We start from the raw sequence: 22,776 nt of genomic DNA, 5'->3' as shown, positions 1-22,776 counted from the left end.
TGGGGAGTAGCGAGTAGGGTTTGACCGTCGAAATTCCCTATTCGCTACTCCCTACTCGCTGTTTTTCATTTCCCGCTTCCGGCGATCTGGTCGCCGTCACGGGTGAGGAAATAGGCGGCAAGGATCGGCAGCAGCGTCACCAGCATGACGACCATGGCGACGACATTGGTGACCGGGCGCTGGCGCGGGCGGATCAGCTCTTCCAGCATCCAGATCGGCAGCGTCTGCTGCTGTCCGGCGGTGAAGGTGGTGACGATGACCTCGTCGAAGGACAGCGCGAAGGCCAGCATGCCGCCGGCAAGCAGTGCCGTGGCGATGTTGGGCAGCACGATATGACGGAAGGTCTGGAAACCGTCGGCGCCGAGATCCATCGATGCCTCGATCATCGATCCCGATGTGCGGCGGAAACGGGCGACGGCGTTGTTGTAGACGACAACGACGCAGAAGGTGGCGTGGCCAAGCACGATCGTCCAGAACGAGAACGGGATATCGGCCAGCGAAAAGGCCGAGCGCAGCGCGATGCCGGTGATGATGCCGGGCAGCGCGATCGGCAGGATGACCAGCAGCGAGATGGTTTCGCGGCCGAAGAATTTTGTCCGCGACACCGCCGCCGAACAGAGCGTCCCGAGGACCAAAGCAATCGCTGTCGAGATCGAGGCAACCCTGACCGATAGCGACAGCGCCTGCCAGACATCCGGCCGGTTCCAGGTGACGGCGAACCATTGCGTCGTCAGCCCTGGCGGCGGCCAGACGAAGCTCTTCTCCTCGGTGGTGAAGGCGTAGACGAAGATCAGCAGGATCGGCAGATGCAGGAACAGCAGGCCGCAGGCGGCGGCGATCTTCAGGCCGAGCGGCGCCGACTGGGAACCATCAGAGCGCATCGAAGGCCCCCATGCGCTTGGCGCCCCAGAGATAGAAGCCCATGATGACGATCGGCACCACGGTGAAGGCGGCGGCGAGCGGGATGTTGCCGGCGGTGCCTTGCTGCGAATAGACGGCTTGGCCGATGAACAGCCGCGAGGTGCCGATGATCTGCGGAATGATATAGTCGCCGAGCGTCAGCGAGAAGGTGAAGATCGAACCGGCGACGATGCCCGGCAGCGCCAGCGGGAACAGCACGTTGCGGAAGGTCTGGCCGGGCGAAGCGCCCAAATCGGACGAGGCCTCGACGAGATTGCCGGGCACGCGCTCGAGCGCCGCCTGTACCGGCAGGATCATGAACGGCAGCCAGACGTAGACGAAGACGATGAAGGTGCCGGTGAACGATACCGACAGCGAATTGCCGCCGACGATCGGCAGCGACAGCCAGGCGTCGAGCACCCACAACAAATGCAGCTTGGCGAGCAGCCAGGTGAGGATGCCTTCCTTGGCGAGGATCAGCTTCCAGGCGTAGATCTTGACCAGATAGCTCGACCACAGCGGCAGCATGATGCCGAGATAGAACAAGGCCTTCCAGCGGCCGCGCGCATAACGCGCGGCGTAGTAGGCGATGGGGAAAGCGATGACGGCCGAGGCCAGCGTGACCAGGGCCGCCATCGTCACCGTGCGCAGGATGATATCGAGATTGGCGGCCTGGAACAGGTCACCATAGGTCTTGAGCGTGAACTCACGGTTGATGAGACCGGAAAACTCGTCGATGGAGAAAAAGCTCTGCGCCAGGAGCGCAAACAGCGAGCCGATATAGACGATGCCAAGCCATAGAACCGGCGGCAGCAGCATGAGCAACAGAAGGACCTTCGGCTTGCGCCAGAAAAGATCCGACAGGGCGCCGCGCAGACCGCCGCTACCCGGCAGGATGGCGGGGGTGGGATTGGAGTCGAGCGCGGCGATTGTCATGGCGACATCGCAGTGGTTGGATCAACGACGGTGAGGCCGCGTTCCTTCACACCCCCCTCTGTCCTGCCGGACATCTCCCCCGCAAGGGGGGAGATTGGCTGTCGCCGCTGGCTTCGCCAATCTCCGACGTTACAGAACTGGCGGGACAGACAAACTGCTGATCTCCCCCCTTGCGGGGGAGATGTCCGGCAGGACAGAGGGGGGTGCTGCGCACAAACCTCCATCATGCCGGCTCGTCCATCAGATGCAGGTGCTCGCGGTTGAAAGTCAGCACGACCGCCTCGCCTTCCCCGGGCAAGGCCGCGCCGGCGGGCACGATGGCGTGCAGCCGCAGCCCGTCGGCGTCGAGCGCCAGTTTTGTCGTGGCGCCGAGATAGTTGGTCGAGACGAGGCGGGCGGACACGCCTTCACCACTTGTGCCCCCGCTGGCCGCGCGGCCGACGCGAATGGATTCAGGGCGCAGGCTGCCCCAGCGATGCTGGCCGGAATAACGCTGGACGAAATCCGGCGGCAGCACATTGGAGGAGCCGACGAAATCAGCGACGAAACGGGTCTTCGGTCGCTGGTAGATATCCTCCGGCGTGCCGACCTGCATGATCTTGCCATCGTTGAAGACGGCGACGCGGTCGGCCATCGACAGTGCTTCGCCCTGGTCGTGGGTGACGAAGACGAAGGTGATGCAGAGCGCCTTCTGCAGCGACTTCAGCTCCTCCTGCATGTTCTCGCGCAATTTGAGGTCGAGCGCGCCGAGCGGCTCGTCGAGCAGCAGCACCTTTGGCTGGTTGACCAGCGCACGGGCGAGCGCGACGCGCTGGCGCTGGCCGCCGGAAAGCTGGCCGGGGCGGCGGGCGCCATAGCCGGGCAGCCGCACCAGTGACAGCGCCTCTTCCGCCGCCTTGTGCCGCTGAGCCTTGCCGACGCCCTTGACCATCAGCCCGTAGGCGACGTTGTCGAGCACGTTCAGATGCGGGAACAGCGCATAGTCCTGAAACACGGTGTTGACGTTGCGGCGATAGGGCGGAACGCCCTCGGCGCGTTCGCCGAAGATCGAGATCGAGCCCGATGTCGGCTGCTCGAAGCCGGCGATGAGGCGCAGGCAAGTGGTCTTGCCGGAACCGGACGGCCCGAGCATGGCGAAGAATTCCCCCGGCGCGATGTCGAGATCGACCGCGTCGACGGCGCGCACGCTGCCGAAATGGCGCGAGGCTTTCTGGAAGGAGACGGCGGAGGTCATGGGCTGTCAGTCCGTTGCCGGTTTGGTGTGTTGATGTCGCGCGAGGTCCCACCTCCCCCTTGTGGGGAGGTCGCGACAAAGCCGCGGGTGGGGGTGATCTGGCGCAAGCGGCCGAGCACACCCCACCCCGACGCTATGCGTCGACCCTCCCTACAAGGGGAGGGTAAGAAAAATCACCGTCCGCCGATGACGCCGATATAGTCCGACACCCAGCGGTAGTAGGGCACGCACTGATCGTTCTGAGTGGTGCATTTCGACACCGGCGTCTTCCAGAACTTGATCTTCTCGAAATTCTCGTAGCCGTTGGTCTTGCAGCCTTCGTCGGTCAAAAGCTCGTTGCCCTTGCAGGCGGCGGGCACGACGGGCAGCGAACCGAACCAGGCCGAGACATCGCCCTGCACCTTGGGCGACAGCGAATGTTCCATCCACATATAGGCGCAGTTTGGATTGGCCGAATCGGCTTCCATCATCGTGGTGTCGGCCCAACCGGTGGCGCCCTCCTCCGGGATGGTGGACGCGACCGGCTTCTTGGCGGCGACCAGCGTGTTGACCTGATACGGCCACGAGCCGGAAGCGACGACGCCTTCGTTCTGGAAATCGTCGACCTGAATGGCGGCGTCGTGCCAATAGCGGCCGACCAGCGTGCGCTGGACGCGCAGCAGGTCGAGTGCCGCCTTGTACTGGTCCTCGTTCAGTTCGTAGGGGTCCTTGATGCCGAGTTCCGGCTTGTGGAACATCAGATAGTTGGCGGCATCCGCGATGTGGATCGGCCCGTCATAGGCTTGGACGCGGCCCTTGTTGGACTTGCCGTCAGGCAGCTTCATTTCCTCGAAGACGATGTTCCAGCTCTTGGGAGCCTCCTTGAACACGTCGGTGTTGTACATGAGGACGTTCGGACCCCACTGGTAGGGAACGCCGTAGTGGGCGCCGCCAACTGTGAACCACGGCGCGTCCTTGAGGCGCTCGTCGACGGTCTTCCAGCTCGGGATGAGATCGGTGTTGATCGGCTGCACGCGCTTGCCGGCAACGAGGCGCAGCGAGGCATCGCCCGAAGCGGTGACGAGGTCGAAGCCGCCCTCATTCATCAGCGAGACCATCTCGTCGGAGGTGTTTGCGGTCTTGACGTTGACCTTGCAGCCGGTCTCCTTCTCGAAGGAGGTCACCCAGTCATAGCCCTTGTCGGTTTCGCCGCGCTCGATATAGCCCGGCCAGGCAACGATGTTGACCTGGCCTTCGCCCTTGCCAAGTTCCTTGACCTGGGCGAAGGCCTGACCGGAAAAGGTCAGCGCGACCGTCAGAGCAGTGCACGATTTCAGGAATGAATTCATTGTCGATCTCCCATTTAGGCGCCTGACCCTGAAAGCCGGTTTCGGTCTTCGCTAGGGGTCACGCGCGGACTGAAAACTGTCAGTTCGTCCGTTGGGCTTGATGCCGCTCTGATGGCGGCTTGGTCCCTGAACCGAAAGTGCTTTGAAAATTCCGGTTTCGCAAATTCATTTATCAGAAGGGCGATATCGGTTCTTCCGATAGGTGGGCAGCCGATCTCTCAGGGACGCTGGCGGACCGTCCGTTGCGACTGGGCAAGGCCGATGAAATCGCGTGCCGCCTGCGGCAGACCGGAGCCGCGCCGCCAGACCATGCCGACCTGGACCACCGGCAAGGAGCCGGAAATATCGCGCGATTCGATGCGGTCGCCTTCCAGCGACCAGGGCCGGTAGACGAGGTCGGGCAGCAGCGCCACACCGGCGCCGGTGGCGACCAGACTGCGCACGGCCTCCACGGAACGGGTGCGGAAGGCGACATGCGGCTTGGCGCCGATCGCCGTCAGCAGCTTGCCGGTATTCTCCTCGATCTCGTCGACGGTCAGCATGATCAGTGTTTCGGAGGCAATGTCGCCAATGCTGATGATGTCGGCGCCGACAAGCGGATGACCGAGTGGCAGCCACAGCCGATAGGCCGAGACTTCGAGGATTTCCGACTGCAACGCGGTGCGGTCGCGCAGATTGGAGGTGACCATGACGGCAATGTCGAGCTTGCCGCCGATCAGGAGGTGTTCGAGATAATCGCCATTGTCCTCGATGGCCGAGACCTCGACGCCGGGATAGGCGCGGCGGTAGCGGGCGAGCAGATCCGACAGCACATAGCCGGCGACCAGCGAGGTGACGCCGAGTTGCAGCCGGCCGGCCGCCACCGCCTGCTCGCCGGAGAAAGAGCGGCGCGCGTCGGAAACGTCCGCGAGGATTTTCGTCGCGTGGCGCAGGAACTGGTGGCCCTTGTGGGTGATGTTGAGGCCACGCGGATGGCGTTCGAACAGTTCGACGCCGAGATCGCTTTCGAGCTCCTTGATCGCTTCGGTGACCGACGATTGGGAGATGGAAAGGTTCTGCGCGGCACCCGAGACCGTGCCTTGCTCGGCCACGGCGATGAAGAACTGCAGCTGGCGGATGGTGAAAGCCATGGCCCGGACTAAACACGGCGGAGGCGATGCTGGGAAGTGGCGACCGGCGAACACTTGACGGCCTCTCAAATCGTAACTAACTAAGTTACATGAAACGCAACAGCCGACTGTCCTCGATCTTGCACATTCTCGTCCACATGGCTGAGAAGCCCGAGCAGGCGCTGACCTCCGAGCAGCTTGCGACCTTCATCCACACCAATCCGGTCGTGGTCCGCCGTACCATCGCCGGACTGCGCGATGCCGGCATCGTCACCTCGTCACGCGGCCATGGCGGCGGCTGGCTGCTCGGGCGTGCGCCTGAAAACATATCGCTGGCCGAGATCAGCGTCGCCCTTGGCGAGACGCTGCTGCCGTTCAGCACCGAGCCGGAAAGCCCCGGCTGCCTCGTCGAGCAGGCGGTGATCGCCGTGCTCGACGATTTTCGCATCGCCGCCGAAAAGCTGCTGGCGGAGAAACTGAGCCGCATCACGTTGGCCGACCTGACCGCCGATTTCCGCCGCCGTTTTGACCTCATTGGAGTCTCCAGCCATGCAGTATGATCTTGCCGTCATCGGCGGCAGCTTTGCCGGCCTGTCCGCCGCCATCCAGGTGGCGCGGGCCGGACGCAAGGTGCTGGTGATCGACGCCGGCCAGCCACGCAACCGCTTTGCCGAGCATTCGCACGGCTTCCTCGGCCAGGACGGGCGCGCGCCGGGCGCGATCCTAGATGACGCAAGGCGGCAGCTGCTGGCCTATCCGACAGCCAGGGTTTTCAGCGGGCGTGCCGACAAGGCTGTTGCTGCCGGCAGCAACGGTTTCGAGATCACCACCGAGAATGATGAGACATTCGGCGCCGCACGGCTGGTGCTGGCCACCGGGGTGCGCGATATCCTGCCGGAGGTTGCCGGTCTTGCCGAGCTCTGGGGCAGAAAAGTGCTGCACTGCCCCTATTGCCACGGCTACGAAGTTTCCGGCGGGCCGCTCGGCGTGCTCGCAACCGGTCCGATGTCCATGCATCAGGCACAGCTGATCAGCGATTGGGGCGATGTCACGCTGTTCGGCAACGGCCTGTTCGAGCCTGACACAGAGCAGATGCGCGCGCTGGAGAGCCGAAAGGTGCGGTTTGAGCCCACCAGCGTTGCCGAGCTGCGGGAAGACGGCTCCGGCGGGTTGATCGTCCACCTTGACGATAGCCGAAAGGCCGGCGTCAGGGCGATGTTCACCGCGCCGCGCAACACCATGGCCAGCCCGCTGGCCGAACAGCTCGGCTGCGGTTTCACCGAAGGCCTTCTCGGTCCGGCAATCACCGTCGATGACAGGCAGCAGACGACCGTGCCCGGCGTCTACGCCGCCGGCGACGCGGCACGTTCGATGCACAACATCGCCTTTGCGGTATCGGCTGGCACCTTTGCGGGCGTCTGCGCCCACCAGTCGCTGGTGTTTGGCTAAAACCCGGCTTCCTCGTCGGCGATGCTGAGCCGCGCGCCGGCCTGCGCAAGGGCGGCGGCCAGGTCGTGCGGCGGCGAGCGGTCGGTGGCGAGTTCGGAAAAGCTGTCGAAGCCGCAGACCTGGACCAGACCAAGACGGCCGAATTTCGAGTGATCGGTGATGACCAGGGACCGCTGGCCGCGCGACAGCACCATGCGGGCGAACTCGGCCTCATCCAGATCAAAATCCATGACGCCCATCACCGCGTCGACGCCGCCGGTGGAAATGATGGCGTGGCTGACCGAAAAACGACTGACAAAATCGATTGCCGAGGCGCCGAAAGCAGCGCCGGAATCGCTGCGCAGCTCGCCGCCCGCCATATAGACCTTATTGCCGTTGATGGTGGCCAGCGTGCGGGCAATGTCCGAGGAATTGGTGACGACCGTCAGGCGTCGGTGGCCGAGCAGTTCACGCGCAAGGAACGAGGTCGTCGTTCCGGTGTCGAGCATGATCGATTCGCCGTCGCGGATGGTGGCGGCGACCATGCGGGCAATCACGCGCTTGGCGTCGGCGTTCTCACGCATGCGCCGCTCGAACGGCGCTTCGCCGATCATCGACGGCAGGCCGATGGCACCATGCATCTTGAGGACAGAGCCATCACCAGTCAGTGGCTTGACGTCGCGGCGCACTGTCTCGAGCGACACGCCCAGCCGGTCGGCCAGACTGGCGATGGTGACGGTGCCCTCTTCCTGCAGGAGACGCAGGATCTCGCCGTGTCGTTTGGACTGGGCCATCTGGTTTCCCGAACTGATGCTCCTGACCGATTCTAAGGTAATTCAAGTGCTTTTAAAGGAACTGCCTTATGCTTTCGGGCAAAATACCCAAAAAAAGTCACACCTTTTTATTGACAAGCGGGCAACCCGGGCGTGAAATCAAAGACATCAACAGGCTTCAGATCTGCGACTGGGGGCAGAGACGCAACTCAGTGGTCAGGCCGTTTGGAACGTGCCTGTACAAGGAATTTTCAGATCCGCGGGGGCGGATGCCGGGCTCAAAAACCTGGCCAAGGGGCTCGTCGGTGCGGTGCGGGATACCGATCCTGGCGTCCCGCACCGGCGAGAGTATTTACGTTTCTCCCCGCCGTCGTTGCGCTGTTCACGGCGCCTTGTCGAAGCCCAGCAAACCAGGGATGATTCCGTGACCGCCGAAGATCGCATCCGCGCCCTGCCCTGCTGGACCGGCGGCATCGAGATCGCACCGCTGCCCGGCGGTCTGAGCAACGCGAATTATGTGGTTACGGACGCGGCCGGACGACATGTCGTGCGCTTCGGCAAGGACTATCCGTTCCACCATGTCTTTCGCGAGCGCGAGGTGATGACGGCGCGGGCGGCGCATGCCGCCGGTTTCGCGCCAGCCGTCCGCCACGCCGAGCCGGGCATCCTGGTCACAGAGTTTCTCGGCGCCAAGACCTATCTCGCCGAGGACGTACGCGCCAATCTCGGCCGCGTCGCGGCTCTGATGCGCGCCTTCCACCGGGAAATGCCCAATCACGTCTCCGGCGCCGGCTTCATGTTCTGGGTGTTCCATGTCATTCGCGACTATGCGCGCACGCTTGAAGAAGGCGGCAGCCGCAAGCGCAGCGACTTGCCGCATCTGCTGACGCTGGCCGACGAACTGGAGCGCGCGCAGAAGCTGCTGCCGATCGTCTTTGGCCACAATGATCTGCTGCCGGCCAACATTCTCGATGACGGCAACAGGCTGTGGCTGATCGACTTCGAATATGCCGGTTTCAACACGGCGATGTTCGACCTCGCAGGCGCCGCCTCCAACGCCGGCATGAGCGACGAGGAATCCTTCGCCTTCCTGACAGCCTACTTCATGAAGGAGCCGGACGATGCGATCCGCCGTTCGCACGCGGCCATGCAATGCGCCTCGCTGCTGCGCGAGGCGATGTGGAGCATGGTCTCCGAGCTCTATCTGGACGCGCCGGGCATCGACTACGTCGCCTACACCGAGGAAAATCTCGTCCGGCTCGACGCGGCACTGGAAAACTACCGGACAAAATACGGGATACAGAAATCATGACATTGCCGAGCCAGGCCGCCATCGTCGTCATCGGCGGTGGCATCATCGGCTGTTCGACGGCCTATCATCTGGCGCGCGACCACAAGGCTGACGTGGTGCTGCTGGAGCAGGGCAAGCTGACCTCGGGTTCGACCTGGCACGCCGCCGGCCTTGTCGGGCAATTGCGCTCGTCGGCGTCTATCACCCGCGTGCTGAAATACTCCGTCGACCTCTACAAGGGACTGGAGGCCGAGACCGGTCTCGCCACCGGCTGGAAGATGACCGGCTGCCTCAGGCTCGCCACCAATGCCGACCGCTGGACGGAGTACAAAAGGCTGGCGACGACAGCAAAAAGCTTCGGCATGGACATGCAATTGCTGTCGCCGGACGAGGTGAAAAGAATGTGGCCGCTGCTGGAGACCGGCGATCTCGTCGGCGCCTCCTGGCTGCCGACCGACGGCCAGGCGAGCCCCTCCGACATCACGCAGTCGCTGGCCAAGGGCGCGCGCATGCATGGCGCCAAACTGCTCGAGGATGTTCGCGTCACCGGCTTCGAGATGAAGGACGGCCGCATCACGGCGGTGAAGACCAGCAAGGGCGACATCGCCTGCGACAAGGTGGTCAACTGTGCGGGCCAATGGGCGCGGCAAGTGGGGGCCATGGCCGGCATCAACGTGCCGCTTCAGCCGGTGAAGCACCAGTACATCATCACCGAGAAGATCGACGGTCTGGCGACCGACGCGCCGACCATCCGCGACCCTGACCGACGCACCTATTTCAAGGAGGAAGTCGGCGGGCTGGTGATGGGCGGCTATGAGCCGAACCCGCAGGCCTGGGCGACTGGTCTCCCCGGCGGCGACGTACCCAATGATTGGGAGTTCAGGCTGTTCGACGACGACTACGACCATTTCGAGCAGCACATGAGCCAAGCGATCGCGCGCGTGCCGGCGCTGGAAACCGTCGGCGTCAAGCAGATGATCAACGGGCCGGAGAGTTTTACGCCGGACGGCAATTTCATTCTCGGCACAGCGCCCGAATGTGCCAACATGTTCGTCGGCGCCGGCTTCAACGCCTTCGGCATTGCCTCGGGCGGCGGCGCCGGCTGGGTGCTGGCCCAATGGGTGGTCGACGGCGAAGCGCCGCTCGACCTGTGGGTGGTCGACGTCAGGCGCTTTTCCAAACTGTACCGCGACCGGCAGTGGGTCCGCGACCGCACGCTGGAGGCCTATGGGAAGCATTACACGGTCGGCTTCCCGCATGAGGAGTATGCCAGCGGGAGACCACGCATCGTCTCGCCGCTTTATGACCGGCTGAAACAGCAGCGCGCCGTATTCGGCTCGAAGCTCGGATGGGAGCGGCCGAACTGGTTCGCACCGCAAGGCGTCGAGCCGGAGGACATCTATTCGATGGGCCGGCAGAACTGGTTCGCGGCGGTCGGCGACGAACACCGGCATGTGCGTGAAAAGGTCGGCATTTTCGATCAATCGTCTTTCGCCAAATACGAGCTGACCGGGCCTGATGCGCTGAAGGCGCTGGACTGGATCTGCGCCAACGACGTCAGCAAGCCGGTCGGCCGGCTGACTTACACACAGCTTCTCAACACGCGCGGCGGTATCGAGGCTGATCTCACTGTGGCGAGGCTGGCCGAGGAGAAATTCTACATCGTCACCGGCACAGGTTTCCGCACGCATGATTTCTCATGGATCAGCGATCATATCGGCGAAGGGCTCGACGCCAGGCTTGTCGACGTCACCGAGGATTTCGGCACGCTGTCGCTGATGGGTCCTCGGGCGCGCGATGTGCTCTCGGCGGCGACCGGAGCCGACGTGTCGAATGCCGGCTTCCCGTTCGGCCATGTGCATGAGATTGCCATCGCCGGCCACACGGTTCGGGCGCTGCGCGTCACCTATGTCGGCGAACTCGGCTGGGAACTGCATGTGCCGATCGCGGCCACCGGCGAAGTCTTCGACGCGCTGCTGGCGGCAGGCGAGAAGCACGGCATCCGCCCGGTCGGCTACCGGGCACTGGAATCGCTGCGGCTGGAAAAGGGCTATCGCGCCTGGGGCTCGGACATCACGCCCAACGACACGCCGCAGGAAGCCGGGCTCGGCTGGGCGGTCAAGCTGCGCAAGAACACCGATTTCGTTGGACGGCGCGCGCTGGAGAAGACCAGCGGCGCGGCACTGAAGAAACGCTTTGCCGGCTTCACGGTCGACGACCCCGAGATCGTGCTGCTCGGCCGCGAAACCATCCTGCGCAATGGCGAACCGGTCGGTTATCTCAGCAGCGGCGGTTACGGCTACACCCTGGGCAGGAACATCGGCTACGGCTATGTGCGCAACGCCGACGGGGTGAGCGACGACTTTCTGGTCTCGGGCGACTATGAACTGGTGGTTGCGATGGAGAGTACACCGGCCAAGATCCATCTCGAGCCGATGTACGACCCGGCAGGCGCCAGGGTCAAAGCGTAGGTCAGGTCACGCGCAGTGCGAGACCGCGGCTGGGCACGGTGTCGGCTTCGCCCGGCATGGAGACGTAAGGGCGCGTTTCCTCGACGCGGGTGACGAGGCCTTGCGCCTCGATCTCGCCGACACGCGTGGCAAAGCCGGCATCCCACAGCGTGTTCTTGACCGTCAGCACGATCACGCCGCCCGGGCGGCAGATGCGGATTAGCTCGTCCAGCCCCTCGACGCCGACATGACCCGAGGTGAAGACGCCAGCCGAGATGATCCCGGCATAGGCATCATCGGCAAAGGGCAGATGACCGCCGAGCGCCAGGCAATGGAGCGCGGAATAGACGCCCTTGCGGGCCGCCTGATCCAGCATGCCTTGTGAAATATCGAGTGCCTCGACTTGCGGGTAACCAGCAATATCAAGCCATTCGCCGATGAGCCCGGTGCCGGCCCCGGCATCGAGCAGCGGTGCTGAACCGCGCGGCAGATGGCGGGCCAGCAAGGCAAGGCAGATCGTCGGATGGCGATAGCCGGCGGCCGACATGTCGGCGTCATAGGTTTCCGACCAGCGATCATAGAGTGCGGCCACCTCTTCGGGCCGCTTTGCCGCGTAGGCCGCGCCGAGCGCGCCCTGATGTTTGCTGTCCGCCACTTTTATCCGGTCCGCCAACTTTTGATCTCGCAGTGATGATAGCCAAAGCACGAAAATTGTGGAACCGTCGCTGCGACAAATAACAGCGTGGGGGCGCAGGCATGGTGACAGACGAGGCGCGTGCGGCACTGGACGCCATTCCCATGCGGGCCGGCTACAGCGGGCCGCTGGAACGGCTGGGCGGCCTCACCAATCTCGTCTTCAAGGCCGGCGACTTCTGCCTGCGCATTCCCGGCAAGGGCACCGAGGAATACATCAACCGGGCCAACGAAGCGGTGGCTGCACGCGAAGCGGCAAAGGCAGGGGTCAGTCCCGAGGTGCTGCATGTCGACCCCGGTACCGGGGTGATGGTGACACGCTACATCGCCGGCGCCGAAACGATGTCGCCGGAGAAGTTCCGGACACGTCCGGGCAGTCCGGCCCGCGCCGGCGAGGCCTTTCGCAAGCTGCACGATTCAGGCGCGGTGTTTCCCTTCCGCTTCGAATTGTTCGCGATGATCGACGATTACCTCAAGGTGCTGTCCACCAAGGAGGTCGCCCTGCCCGCCGGTTATCATGACGTGGTGCGCGACGCCGAGAGCGTGCGCTCGGCGCTGGCCGCCCATCCGCTGCCGATCGTCGCCTGCCACTGCGACCCGCTGTGCGAGAACTTTCTCGATACTGGCGACAGGATGTGGATCGTCGACTGGGAATATTCGGGCATGAACGATCCGCTCTGGGACCTTGGCGACCTCAGCGTGGAGGGCAAGTTCGACGCCGCCCAGGACGAAGAGATGATACGCGCCTATTTCGGCGGCGAGGCGAGGCCGGCGGAGCGCGGCCGCATCGTCATCTACAAGGCAATGTGCGATCTGTTGTGGACGCTATGGGGACTGATCCAGCTCGCCAATAACAACCCGGTTGAAGATTTCCGTGCCTATGCCGACGGGCGGTTCGCGCGCTGCAAGGCGCTGATGGAGACGCCGGAGTTTTCGCGGCATCTGGCAGCAATACACCGGGGCTGAGCCTGGACTAATTCACGCCTTTCGGCACGTTTTCGGGCGGCACCGTGGTCTCGACCACTTTCTGGCGATGGAAGATGAACAGGCCGGCGAGAACAATGATGGCCGAGCCGATCAGGATGCGCGGACCGGGAACGTCGCCGAAGAACACCAGGCCGAACACCACCGCCCACAGCAGCAGCGTGTAGTGCAGCGGCGCCAATGTCGAAGCCGGCGCCAACTTGAGCGCCCTGGTGATCATCAGGTGGGCGCCGCAGGAGACGATGCCCAGCAGCAGCATGGCGCCGAGATCGAGTGCCGACGGCGTCTGCCAGGCGCCGATGGTCAGCACACCGCCGACCAGCAGCGTGCCGATGGTCTGCCATGTCACCAGATTGGTGTCGCTGGTGCCACGCAGGCGGCGGTTGAGGATGATGGCGAAGGCGAAGGAGATGCTGCCTACCAGCGCAAAGCCCGATGACAGCGAGAACGCCGCCGAGGACGGTTTCAGCATGATCAAAACGCCGCAGAAGCCGAGCAGGATCGCCATCCAGCGGCGCCAGCCGACCTTCTCGCCAAGCAGGAGGTGCGAGAGCGCCGCCACATAGATCGGCCCGGCCATGTAGAAGCTCATGACATCGGCAAGCGGCAGATAGATCACGGCGGCATAGAAGAGCGCGGTGTCGAGCGTGGTCATCACCACCCGCAGCAGCTGCAGCTCCAGGCGCTCCATGCGAAACAGCTTGGCCGGGCCCTGATTGGCGATCATCGGGCCGAGCACGAAGAAGGCGCCGATGGAGCGGATCAGCACCACCTGGCCGACGGAGAAGCTGGCGACCAGCCACTTGCCCATGGCGTCGTTCAGCGCAAACAGGAAGTCGCCGGCCAGCATCAGCAGAATGCCGGCCAGAAGCACATTCCTGATCGTCGAATTCTGCGCCACGGGCTGCGTCATGCCGATCCCGATTCCTCCCTAGTAAGCCGCGTCGTAGACGGAAGCGGCGGCTTTGACGAGGAGAATTCGGGCAATGGGTAAGACCAGTGCCAGGAATCGGCTGTATCTAGGCGGATATGTGCCGCCGGTTCACCATTCCCGGCCTTCCGTCGATGGACAGTCTGGTTTCCTGCTTCGTTCGCTCCGCCACCACCTTGCCCCTAGCGATGACGCACAGGCGCTCGGCGCGCAGCCGCAGGGCTTCGACCGGATTGCCGGCATCGAGGACGACAAGGCTGGCGCGCTTGCCGACCGCCAGGCCGAGATGATCGAGGCCCATGATCGCGGCATTGACGTTGGTGACCATGTCGAAGCAGCGCGCCATCTCGGCCGGGCTCGACATCTGAGCAACGTGCAGACCCATGAAGGCGACATCGAGCATGTCGGCGGTACCAAGCGAATACCAGGGATCGAGCACGCAATCCTGACCCCAGCCGACGCGAATGCCGAGCGCCAGCATTTCCTTGACCCGAGTCAGGCCGCGTCGCTTCGGGAAGGTGTCGTGGCGGCCCTGCAGCATGATGTTGATCAGCGGATTGGGAATGACCGAGACGCCGGCCTCGGCGATCAGCGGCAGCAGCTTCGAGACGTAGTAATTGTCCATCGAATGCATCGATGTGAGATGCGAGCCGGCCACCCTGTTTTGCAGACCAAGGCGCTGCGTCTCATAGGCAAGCTGTTCGATGTGACGCGACAGCGGGTCGTCGGTCTCGTCGCAATGCAGGTCGACCATCAGGCCGCGTTTGGCCGCGATCTCGCACAGCTCCGTTACCGAACGCGTGCCGTCGGCCATGGTGCGCTCGAAATGGGGGATGCCGCCGACAATGTCGACGCCCATGTCCAATGCGCGGATGGTGTTCTCACGTGCCGTCGGCGAGCGGTAGAACCCGTCCTGCGGAAAAGCGACCAGCTGCAGGTCGATATAGGAGGCGACCGTCTTCTTGACTTCGAGCAGCGCCTCGACCGCCAGCAGCCTGTCATCGCAGACATCGACATGGGTGCGGATGGCGAGCAGGCCCATCGACACCGCCCAGTCGCAATAGGCAAGCGCGCGGTCGCGTACCGCCTCATGCGTCAAAAGCGGCTTCAACTCGCCCCATAGCGAAATGCCTTCGAGCAGCGTACCCGACGCGTTGATGCGCGGAATGCCGTAGGAGAGCGTCGCGTCCATGTGGAAATGCGGATCGACGAAGGGCGGCGAGACCAGATTGTCACGGGCGTCGATCTCGGTCCGCGCAGAACCCTGCAGAGTGCGCTCGATCGCCGCGATCGTCTCGCCGCTGATGCCGATGTCGGCAACGCTGCCATCAGGCAGCGTGCCGCCGCGAACGATAAGGTCGAAATCCATCTGTCGTCATCCCGTCAAAAGAATCATCTGATATAGCCGAGGCTGAAAATCGCATCCCGTCGATGCCGCTTGCAACAGCGGTTTGTCCGCGGCGGCCGCGGATGGTTCCATCCGCCCGCAACTCCCTCTATAAGCCGCCTTCGTTGTCCCGTTTTCAAGGATCCGCCGTTTGTTTCGTTTCTTCCGCTCGACGGAAAACCAGCGCCTCGTTGCGAGGTTGATCCGGGAATCCTTTTACCAGCACAGGTTTGGCTACGGCGCCGCGATCTTGTCGATGCTTGTGGTGGCCGCCACGACCGGCGCCAGCGCCTGGATTCTCAAAGAGATCACCGACGAATTCGTGGTCTTCAAGCGGATTGACCGCGTCAACCTGATTGCGGCGGGGGTTGCCACGATCTTCATCCTCAAGGGTCTCGCCAACTTCATCCAGGCTTATTTCATGAGCCGGGTCGGCAACGCCATTATCGCCGATCGCCAGCGCAAGATCTACGACCGCATCCTGGCGCAAGGCATCGAATTCTACCATTCGACCTCGTCGTCCGACCTGATCACACGCATGACCAACAATGCGCAGGCTGCGCGCAACGTGCTCGACCTCGTTGTCACGTCCTATGTGCGCGACCTATTGTCGCTGGTTGTCCTGGTAGGAGTCATGGTCTGGCAGCAGCCAGCCTTGTCCATAATCTGCTTTGTCGTCGGCCCCTTGGCTATCTACGGGGTCAACCGCATCCTCAAACGTGTTCGCAAGTTCGCCGCGATGGAGTTTCGCTCGGTCGGCCAGATCGTGCAGGTGATGCAGGAAACGGCAATCGGCGTGCGCGTCGTCAAATCCTTCAACCTCGAAGGCGCAATGCGCAACCGCATGTACAAGGCCGTGTCGGACGTCGAGAACCGGGCCAACAACATCGCGACGCTGGAGGCTGCGACAAGCCCGGTGATGGAGACGCTGGCCGGACTGGCAATTGCCGGGGCCATCTTCGTCAGCGGCTTCCTGGTCTTGCAAGGCGGCCAGATGCCGGGAAACATCATGGCCTTCATCGGGGCGCTCCTGTTTGCCTATGAGCCGGCAAAGCGCCTCGCGCGCGTGCGCATATCGCTGGAAAGCGGTATTGTCGGCGTGCGCATGATGTTCGAGCTCGCCGACCAGCCGCTGACTCTGGTGGAGAAGCCCGACGCGAAGCCGCTTCTGGCCGGACCGGGCGAGATCCGGTTCGACGCCGTCGACTTCGCTTATCAGAACGGGCCGCCGGTGCTGGACAGATTCGATCTGACGCTTGCGCCCGGCAAGATGACGGCGCTGGTCGGGCCTTCCGGCGGCGGCAAGTCGACGATTCTAAACCTGATCATGCGCATGTACGACCCGAAGAGCGGCAAGGTGCTGTTCGATGGTCAGGATATTTCCCATGCGACGCTCACATCGCTACGGGAAAAGATCGCCTATGTCAGCCAGGACACGTTCCTGTTTGCCGGCACCATCATGCACAACATCCGGCTTGGACGCGAGGGTGCGACCGACGAAGAGGTGATCGCCGCCGCCAAGGCGGCCAACGCCCATGACTTCATCAGCGCGCAGGCGAAAGGCTACGAGACGGATGTCGGCGAGAATGGCGGCCTGCTATCGGGCGGCCAACGCCAACGGATCTCGATCGCACGCGCCATGCTGCGCAATGCCGAGATCCTGCTTCTGGACGAAGCGACCAGCGCGCTCGACGCCGAATCGGAAGCACTGTTCCGCGACGCGCTGCAGCAATTGACGGAAGGCCGCACGACGATCGTTATCGCGCACCGTCTGTCGACCGTGCACCAGGCTGACACGATCGTGGTGCTCGAAGCCGGCAAGGTGGTGGAAAGCGGCCCGCACAAGACCTTGCTCAAGCAGGGCGGGCTCTACCAGAAGCTTTATGAGTATCAGTTGATGCCGTGATGGTGTTCCGGATGTTGGAGCCAGGCCCCCTCATCCGGCCCTTCGGGCCACCTTCTCCCCGAGGGGAGAAGAGATCGTCAGCGCCGGCGCCAGCCTCTTCTCCCCAGCGGGGAGAAGGTGGCCGCGTAGCGGCCGGATGAGGGGGCCTGGGCGCGAACCTTATTCCGGCACGAACCTGACAGCCCCCTTGGCCGCGCTGGTCGCCATGGCGGCATAGGCGCGCAAGGCGGTCGTCACCTTGCGCTTGCGCTTTTCCTCTGGCTTCCAGGCCAGGGCGCCCTTGGCCTCCATCGCCGCCCGGCGCGCAGCGAGTTCCGCCTCATCGACAGCCAGACGGATGCTGCGGTTCGGGATGTCGATCTCGATCGTATCGCCCTCCTGCACCAGCCCGATCAGCCCGCCTTCTGCGGCTTCCGGCGACGCATGGCCGATCGACAGGCCCGAGGTGCCGCCGGAGAAGCGGCCGTCGGTGACCAGAGCGCAGGCCTTGCCGAGGCCTTTCGACTTCAGATAGCTGGTCGGATAGAGCATTTCCTGCATGCCGGGGCCGCCGCGCGGCCCCTCATAGCGGATGACGACGACATCGCCGGCCTTGATCTCGTTCGACAAGATCGCCTTGACGCTGGAATCCTGGCTTTCGAAGACGCGGGCCGGGCCGGTGAACTTCAGGATCGATTCATCGACGCCCGCCGTCTTCACGATGCAGCCGTCGAGCGCCAGATTGCCTTTCAGCACGGCGAGGCCGCCATCCTTGGAAAAGGGATGTTCGGTCGAGCGGATGACGCCTTTCTCGCGGTCTAAATCGAGCTCGTCCCAGCGGCGGTCCTGGCTGAAAGCGACCTGTGTCGGCACGCCACCAGGGGCGGCGAGGAAGAAATCGCGCACACTCTGGCTGGTCGTGCGGGAAATATCCCAATGGTCGAGCGCTTCGCCCAGCGTTCGCGTATGGACCGTCGGCAGGTCGCGGTTGAGCAGGCCGGCATTGTCGAGCTGGCCGAGGATGGCCATGATGCCGCCGGCGCGGTGGACGTCTTCCATGTGGACGTCGGACTTGGCCGGAGCAACCTTGCACAGCACCGGCACCTTGCGCGACAGCGCGTCGATGTCGTCCTGATCGAAATCGATCTCGCCCTCATGCGCGGCAGCCAGGATGTGCAGCACGGTGTTGGTCGAGCCGCCCATGGCGATGTCGAGCGTCATGGCGTTCTCGAACGCACCTTTGGAGGCGATGTTGCGTGGCAGCGCGGTTTCGTCGTCCTGCTCGTAATAGCGCTGGGCGAGATCGACGATCAGGTGGCCCGCCTCGACGAACAGCCGCTTGCGGTCGGCATGCGTCGCCAATGTCGAGCCGTTGCCAGGCAGCGACAGGCCAAGCGCCTCGGTCAGGCAATTCATCGAATTGGCGGTGAACATGCCCGAGCAGGAGCCGCAGGTCGGGCAGGCCGAGCGCTCGATGACCTTGACGTCCTCGTCGGAAATTCTGTCGTCGGCGGCCGCCACCATGGCATCGACGAGGTCGAGAGCCTGCGTCTTGCCGGCGAGCACCACCTTGCCGGCTTCCATCGGACCGCCGGAAACGAAGACGGTAGGGATGTTGAGGCGCAACGATGCCATCAGCATGCCGGGCGTGATCTTGTCGCAATTGGAGATGCAGACCATGGCGTCGGCACAGTGAGCGTTGACCATGTACTCGACCGAGTCGGCGATCAGCTCGCGCGACGGCAGCGAATAGAGCATGCCGTCATGGCCCATGGCGATGCCGTCGTCGACGGCGATGGTGTTGAATTCCTTGGCAACGCCGCCGGCCTTCTCGATCTCGCGCGCGACCAACTGGCCGAGATCCTTCAGATGGACATGGCCCGGCACGAATTGGGTGAAGGAGTTGACCACCGCGATGATCGGCTTGCCGAAATCCGAGTCCTTCATGCCGGTGGCGCGCCAGAGGCCGCGAGCGCCGGCCATGTTGCGGCCATGGGTGGTGGTGCGGGAGCGATAGGCAGGCATGTTTTTTCCTTGGTGGCTGGCCGCAGCCCAAGAATGGCGCGGCAGAGCTGAATTCGGACCGCTGGCGTTATAGACGCGCAAATATGGTCTGGCCACAATTTTGCAATGCGCCAGAATGCAAGGCGCAACTTGGTTGACGAGGGTCATTCATCTGTATATAGCCAAATGGGTATATACCTTATTGGCTATGGATGACAGATGAACCAGCTGGACGCTACCTTTGCCGCGCTCGCCGATCCAACACGGCGCGCCATCCTTGCGCGGCTCATCCAGGGCGAAGCTTCGGTCATGGAGCTCGCCGAACCCTTCGCGATGAGCCAACCGTCTATTTCCAAGCATCTCAAGGTGCTGGAAAACGCTGGGCTGATCTCTCGTGGCCGCGACGCGCAGCGCCGGCCATGCCGGCTGGAAGCCGAGCCGCTGGCCGAGGCCAATGACTGGCTGGAGCGTTATCGCAAAATCTGGGAAGGCAATTTCCAGCGCCTCGACGCCGTGTTGGGCGCCATGCAAGCCGAAAAGGCTCCCGGCGAGGCAGACCAATAGCCGGAAAAAATCGAGACCTGTGTCGGATCGCCGGCCGGCCGGCCGTCCTTGGACAACATAAGGAGGATCATCGTGAGCACCACAATTCTGCCCGGCTCAACCGTCGCCACCTTGACAGTGACCACGCCCAGCGACCGTGAGATCCAGATCACCCGCCTCTTCGCGGCGCCACGGCCGATGGTCTTCGACTGCTGGACGGTGCCGGAGCTGCTGAAGGGCTGGCTGCACGGCCCGGGCGGCTGGCGTCTGACGGTTTGCGAGATCGACCTCAGAGTCGGCGGCGCGACGCGTTATGTCTGGCAGCACCGCGACGGTCGCAGTATGGGTATGAGCGGCGCCTATCGCGAAATCGTACGGCCGAGCCGGATCGTCGCAACCGAACTGTTCGACGAGGACTGGACCGGTGGCGAAACGATCGGAACGGTGACCTTTACCGATCAGACCGGCAAAACCCTTTTAACGCAGACGGTGCTCTACGCTTCGCAAACAGCCCGTGACGGCGCTCTCGGCACCGGCATGACCAGCGGCATGGCCAACAGCTACGCCCAGCTCGACGCCTATCTTTTTTCACTCCAGGACGCCGCCAAGGGCGCCGCCTGACCCTTCCCCAAAGAAATGCCAAGGAGACAGACAATGCAAAAGATCACCACCTTCCTGTGGTTCGACAGCCAGGCCGAAGAGGCCATGAACCACTACGTATCGATCTTCAAGAATTCCAAGGTGTTGAGCGTCACGCGCTGGCCACAGGGCCACGCCCAGGAAGGCAAGGTGTTGGTGGCCTCATTCGAACTCGACGGCGTGCAGTTCCAGGCGCTCAATGGCGGCCCCCAATACAAATTCACAGAGGCCATGTCGCTGTCGATCGACTGCAAGACGCAGGCTGAAGTCGACCATTTCTGGAGCAAACTCACCGAAGGCGGTGGCGAACCCGGCCGTTGCAGCTGGCTGAAGGACAGATTCGGCGTTTCCTGGCAGGTCGTGCCGGAGCAATTGCCCAGGCTGCTCGGGGATGCGGACCGGGCCAAGGCCGGCCGGGTGATGTCGGCGATGATGCAGATGGGCAAGATCGACATCGCCAAGATCGAAGAAGCGGCCAAAGGCTGAGCGAAACCTTCAACGCCGGCGCTGCCCTCATCCGCCCTTCGGGCACCTTCTCCCCGCGAACGGGGAGAAGGAAAAAGCGCGACTTACGCCGCCTTGTCGCGGACCTGATAATCCTTGATCGTGGCAAACTTGATCGCCTTCCAGCGTTCCGCTTCGTAGTTCAGCGAAAAGGCGTGCTGGGCCAGGAACACCGGATCGTTGTCGAGGTCGCGGGCGATGTCGCCGCGATGCGCCTCGATGAAGCGCAGGACCTCGGCCTTGTCGTCGGCCGAGATCCAGCGGCAGACCGAAAACCGCGACATCTCGAATTCGACCGGCAGCGTGTATTCGAAGTTCAGCCGCTCCTTCAACACGTCGAGCTGCAGGGCGCCGACGACGCCGACGATGGCCGGCGAGCCGTCCTCCGGCGAAAACAGCTGCACGACGCCCTCCTCGGCCATCTGGTGCAGCGCTTCCTTGAGTTTTTTCGCCTTCATCGCGTCGCCGAGGCGCACACGACGCAGGATTTCCGGGGCAAAATTCGGAACGCCGCGGAACAGTATCTCCTCGCCCTCAGTCAGCGTGTCGCCAATACGCAGCGTGCCGTGGTTGGGAATGCCGACGACATCGCCGGCGAACGCCTCGTCGGCGGTGACGCGGGTGCGGGCAAAGAAGAATTGCGGCGCCGACAGCGACATTGGCTTTCCCGTGCGCACCAGCTTGGCCTTCATGCCGCGCTCGAGCTTGCCGGAGCAGACGCGGACGAAGGCAATGCGGTCGCGGTGGTTGGGATCCATGTTGGCCTGGATCTTGAAGACGAAGGACGTCATCTTCTCCTCGGTCGCCTCGACCTTGCGGATGTCGGCCTCCTGCGCGCGCGGCGGCGGTCCAAAAGCGCCAAGCGCCTCGATCAGGTCGCGCACGCCATAATTGCGCAGCGCCGAGCCGAAATAGACCGGCGTCAGATGGCCCTCTCGGAAGGCCTCGATGTCGAGCGGCCGACAGGCTCCGCGCGCGAGCTCCAGTTCCTCGATGAAGGCCTCGCGCTCGTTTTCCGGCAGCAGGCCGGCAACGCGGTTGGAATCGGGACCATTAACCGGCGTGCGCTCCTTCTCATCGTCACCTTTGCGGACGGCGTTCAGCGCCAGATGATAGGTGCCGGAGAACGTCTTGCCTCGGCCGATCGGCCAGGTGATCGGCGCGGTGTCGAGCGCCAGCTTCTGCTCGATCTCATCGAGGATCTCGAATGGGTCGCGGCTTTCGCGATCCATCTTGTTGACGAAGGTGATGATCGGGATATCGCGCAGCCGGCAGACTTCGAACAGCTTCAGCGTGCGCGGCTCGATGCCCTTGGCGGCGTCGATGACCATGACGGCCGAGTCGACCGCCGACAGCGTGCGATAGGTGTCGTCGGCGAAATCCTCGTGGCCGGGCGTGTCGAGCAGGTTGAAGACATTGTCCTCATACTCGAAGGTCATCACCGAGGTGACGACCGAGATGCCGCGCTCGCGCTCGATCTTCATCCAGTCGGAGCGGGTCTGGATCTTGTCCTTCTTCGCTTTGACCTCGCCGGCAAGCTGGATAGCGCCGCCGAACAGCAGCAGCTTTTCGGTGAGCGTGGTCTTGCCGGCGTCCGGGTGCGCGATGATCGCGAAGGTGCGGCGGCGCGCCACTTCTTCTTCTATTGCTTCGGGCATTCTCTGGGATTTCCGTGTGACAGGCCGGGCTTCTAGCAGCGCAGTGCCGGGCTGTCGACCGGTCCGACGGCGCGGGTGCCTCCTCGCCATCAGAGCATG

General features: G+C 63.4%; 20 protein-coding genes. 9 read left to right on the top strand and 11 right to left on the bottom strand.

The features are described 5' to 3' along the window. Positions 1-65: 65 nt before the first annotated feature. The 5 genes from EOA13_RS04570 to EOA13_RS04550 all read right to left on the bottom strand — a co-directional run bounded on the left by EOA13_RS04570 (position 66) and on the right by EOA13_RS04550 (position 5,528). Positions 66-881, bottom strand: a complete 816-nt coding sequence (locus EOA13_RS04570) for an ABC transporter permease (protein ID WP_127290041.1) — start codon at positions 879-881, stop codon at positions 66-68. Next, positions 871-1,836 (bottom strand): ABC transporter permease, encoded by a 966-nt coding sequence (locus EOA13_RS04565; protein WP_127290039.1) that lies wholly within the window; start codon positions 1,834-1,836, stop codon positions 871-873. Before EOA13_RS04565 ends, EOA13_RS04570 begins: the two co-directional genes overlap by 11 nt. Before the next feature lie 223 nt (positions 1,837-2,059). Continuing rightward, entirely contained in the window at positions 2,060-3,070 is a 1,011-nt protein-coding gene (locus EOA13_RS04560; RefSeq protein WP_127290037.1) for an ABC transporter ATP-binding protein, read from the bottom strand. A gap of 173 nt (positions 3,071-3,243) precedes the next feature. Continuing rightward, entirely contained in the window at positions 3,244-4,398 is a 1,155-nt protein-coding gene (locus EOA13_RS04555) for an ABC transporter substrate-binding protein (protein ID WP_127290035.1), read from the bottom strand. A gap of 218 nt (positions 4,399-4,616) precedes the next feature. Further along, a complete protein-coding gene (locus tag EOA13_RS04550) occupies positions 4,617-5,528 on the bottom strand; it encodes a LysR substrate-binding domain-containing protein (protein ID WP_013528025.1) in 912 nt (303 codons plus the stop codon). An 89-nt stretch (positions 5,529-5,617) separates the two neighbouring features. On the opposite strand from EOA13_RS04550, the gene EOA13_RS04545 reads away from it, so the two are divergent. Both EOA13_RS04545 and EOA13_RS04540 read left to right on the top strand, forming a co-directional pair. Further along, positions 5,618-6,067, top strand: coding sequence for an Rrf2 family transcriptional regulator (locus tag EOA13_RS04545; RefSeq protein ID WP_127290033.1), 450 nt, complete (start codon positions 5,618-5,620; stop codon positions 6,065-6,067). After that, on the top strand, positions 6,057-6,956 hold the full coding sequence (locus EOA13_RS04540) for an NAD(P)/FAD-dependent oxidoreductase (RefSeq protein WP_127290031.1): 900 nt from the start codon (positions 6,057-6,059) through the stop codon (positions 6,954-6,956). The genes EOA13_RS04545 and EOA13_RS04540 overlap by 11 nt, the downstream gene beginning before the upstream one ends. On the opposite strand, the gene EOA13_RS04535 is transcribed toward EOA13_RS04540, so the two are convergent. Next, on the bottom strand, positions 6,953-7,729 hold the full coding sequence (locus EOA13_RS04535; RefSeq protein WP_127290028.1) for a DeoR/GlpR family DNA-binding transcription regulator: 777 nt from the start codon (positions 7,727-7,729) through the stop codon (positions 6,953-6,955). The genes EOA13_RS04540 and EOA13_RS04535 overlap by 4 nt on opposite strands. A gap of 403 nt (positions 7,730-8,132) precedes the next feature. On the opposite strand from EOA13_RS04535, the gene EOA13_RS04530 reads away from it, so the two are divergent. Together EOA13_RS04530 and EOA13_RS04525 are read left to right on the top strand one after the other, a co-directional pair. After that, entirely contained in the window at positions 8,133-9,020 is an 888-nt protein-coding gene (locus tag EOA13_RS04530) for a phosphotransferase family protein (RefSeq protein ID WP_023811669.1), read from the top strand. Continuing rightward, positions 9,017-11,470, top strand: coding sequence for an FAD-dependent oxidoreductase (locus tag EOA13_RS04525; protein WP_127290026.1), 2,454 nt, complete (start codon positions 9,017-9,019; stop codon positions 11,468-11,470). Before EOA13_RS04530 ends, EOA13_RS04525 begins: the two co-directional genes overlap by 4 nt. Before the next feature lies 1 nt (position 11,471). Here the strand turns inward: EOA13_RS04525 and EOA13_RS04520 are convergent, their stop codons facing one another. Continuing rightward, on the bottom strand, positions 11,472-12,104 hold the full coding sequence (locus EOA13_RS04520; RefSeq protein WP_164779970.1) for a class I SAM-dependent methyltransferase: 633 nt from the start codon (positions 12,102-12,104) through the stop codon (positions 11,472-11,474). 101 nt (positions 12,105-12,205) lie between these two features. On the opposite strand from EOA13_RS04520, the gene EOA13_RS04515 reads away from it, so the two are divergent. Further along, positions 12,206-13,108 (top strand): phosphotransferase family protein, encoded by a 903-nt coding sequence (locus EOA13_RS04515; protein ID WP_127290022.1) that lies wholly within the window; start codon positions 12,206-12,208, stop codon positions 13,106-13,108. A 7-nt stretch (positions 13,109-13,115) separates the two neighbouring features. Here EOA13_RS04515 and EOA13_RS04510 read toward each other — a convergent pair whose 3' ends face one another. Together EOA13_RS04510 and EOA13_RS04505 are read right to left on the bottom strand one after the other, a co-directional pair. Beyond that, positions 13,116-14,039: a DMT family transporter gene (locus EOA13_RS04510; protein WP_127290020.1), complete on the bottom strand. Its 924-nt coding sequence runs from the start codon at positions 14,037-14,039 to the stop codon at positions 13,116-13,118. A 106-nt stretch (positions 14,040-14,145) separates the two neighbouring features. Continuing rightward, complete coding sequence (locus tag EOA13_RS04505; RefSeq protein WP_127290018.1) at positions 14,146-15,426, bottom strand: amidohydrolase family protein; 1,281 nt, start codon at positions 15,424-15,426, stop codon at positions 14,146-14,148. Between the two features lie 169 nt (positions 15,427-15,595). Between EOA13_RS04505 and EOA13_RS04500 the strand changes: the two genes are divergently transcribed. After that, the gene (locus EOA13_RS04500) at positions 15,596-17,350 is read left to right on the top strand and encodes an ABC transporter ATP-binding protein (protein ID WP_127290016.1); all 1,755 of its coding nucleotides are present in this window, start codon (positions 15,596-15,598) and stop codon (positions 17,348-17,350) included. 159 nt (positions 17,351-17,509) lie between these two features. On the opposite strand, the gene ilvD is transcribed toward EOA13_RS04500, so the two are convergent. Beyond that, on the bottom strand, positions 17,510-19,354 hold the full coding sequence (gene ilvD / locus EOA13_RS04495; RefSeq protein WP_127290014.1) for a dihydroxy-acid dehydratase: 1,845 nt from the start codon (positions 19,352-19,354) through the stop codon (positions 17,510-17,512). A gap of 198 nt (positions 19,355-19,552) precedes the next feature. On the opposite strand from ilvD, the gene EOA13_RS04490 reads away from it, so the two are divergent. The 3 genes from EOA13_RS04490 (at position 19,553) to EOA13_RS04480 (ending at position 21,001) form a co-directional block, all read left to right on the top strand. Then, on the top strand, positions 19,553-19,897 hold the full coding sequence (locus EOA13_RS04490; RefSeq protein WP_127290012.1) for a metalloregulator ArsR/SmtB family transcription factor: 345 nt from the start codon (positions 19,553-19,555) through the stop codon (positions 19,895-19,897). A gap of 72 nt (positions 19,898-19,969) precedes the next feature. Continuing rightward, positions 19,970-20,497: an SRPBCC family protein gene (locus EOA13_RS04485; protein WP_245490298.1), complete on the top strand. Its 528-nt coding sequence runs from the start codon at positions 19,970-19,972 to the stop codon at positions 20,495-20,497. A gap of 33 nt (positions 20,498-20,530) precedes the next feature. Then, positions 20,531-21,001 carry a VOC family protein gene (locus tag EOA13_RS04480; RefSeq protein WP_127290008.1) on the top strand — a complete coding sequence of 157 codons (471 nt, stop codon included), beginning with the start codon at positions 20,531-20,533 and terminating at the stop codon, positions 20,999-21,001. Positions 21,002-21,084: 83 nt separating this feature from the next. On the opposite strand, the gene EOA13_RS04475 is transcribed toward EOA13_RS04480, so the two are convergent. Next, positions 21,085-22,677, bottom strand: coding sequence for a peptide chain release factor 3 (locus tag EOA13_RS04475; protein ID WP_127290006.1), 1,593 nt, complete (start codon positions 22,675-22,677; stop codon positions 21,085-21,087). Positions 22,678-22,776: the final 99 nt, after the last annotated feature.

This window comes from Mesorhizobium sp. M7A.F.Ca.US.011.01.1.1, from assembly GCF_003998295.1.
Classification (GTDB): Bacteria; Pseudomonadota; Alphaproteobacteria; order Rhizobiales; family Rhizobiaceae; genus Mesorhizobium.
Note: the sequence above shows the minus strand (reverse complement) of the source record. Positions and strands in the feature narration are given on the sequence as shown.

Coding starts and splice junctions, on each gene's coding strand:
- EOA13_RS04570 (WP_127290041.1), bottom strand. CDS start 881: ATGCGCTCTGATGGTTCCCAGTCGGCGCCGCTCGGCCTGAAGATCGCC.
- EOA13_RS04565 (WP_127290039.1), bottom strand. CDS start 1,836: ATGACAATCGCCGCGCTCGACTCCAATCCCACCCCCGCCATCCTGCCG.
- EOA13_RS04560 (WP_127290037.1), bottom strand. CDS start 3,070: ATGACCTCCGCCGTCTCCTTCCAGAAAGCCTCGCGCCATTTCGGCAGC.
- EOA13_RS04555 (WP_127290035.1), bottom strand. CDS start 4,398: ATGAATTCATTCCTGAAATCGTGCACTGCTCTGACGGTCGCGCTGACC.
- EOA13_RS04550 (WP_013528025.1), bottom strand. CDS start 5,528: ATGGCTTTCACCATCCGCCAGCTGCAGTTCTTCATCGCCGTGGCCGAG.
- EOA13_RS04545 (WP_127290033.1), top strand. CDS start 5,618: ATGAAACGCAACAGCCGACTGTCCTCGATCTTGCACATTCTCGTCCAC.
- EOA13_RS04540 (WP_127290031.1), top strand. CDS start 6,057: ATGCAGTATGATCTTGCCGTCATCGGCGGCAGCTTTGCCGGCCTGTCC.
- EOA13_RS04535 (WP_127290028.1), bottom strand. CDS start 7,729: ATGGCCCAGTCCAAACGACACGGCGAGATCCTGCGTCTCCTGCAGGAA.
- EOA13_RS04525 (WP_127290026.1), top strand. CDS start 9,017: ATGACATTGCCGAGCCAGGCCGCCATCGTCGTCATCGGCGGTGGCATC.
- EOA13_RS04515 (WP_127290022.1), top strand. CDS start 12,206: ATGGTGACAGACGAGGCGCGTGCGGCACTGGACGCCATTCCCATGCGG.
- EOA13_RS04510 (WP_127290020.1), bottom strand. CDS start 14,039: ATGACGCAGCCCGTGGCGCAGAATTCGACGATCAGGAATGTGCTTCTG.
- EOA13_RS04505 (WP_127290018.1), bottom strand. CDS start 15,426: ATGGATTTCGACCTTATCGTTCGCGGCGGCACGCTGCCTGATGGCAGC.
- ilvD (WP_127290014.1), bottom strand. CDS start 19,354: ATGCCTGCCTATCGCTCCCGCACCACCACCCATGGCCGCAACATGGCC.
- EOA13_RS04490 (WP_127290012.1), top strand. CDS start 19,553: ATGAACCAGCTGGACGCTACCTTTGCCGCGCTCGCCGATCCAACACGG.
- EOA13_RS04480 (WP_127290008.1), top strand. CDS start 20,531: ATGCAAAAGATCACCACCTTCCTGTGGTTCGACAGCCAGGCCGAAGAG.
- EOA13_RS04475 (WP_127290006.1), bottom strand. CDS start 22,677: ATGCCCGAAGCAATAGAAGAAGAAGTGGCGCGCCGCCGCACCTTCGCG.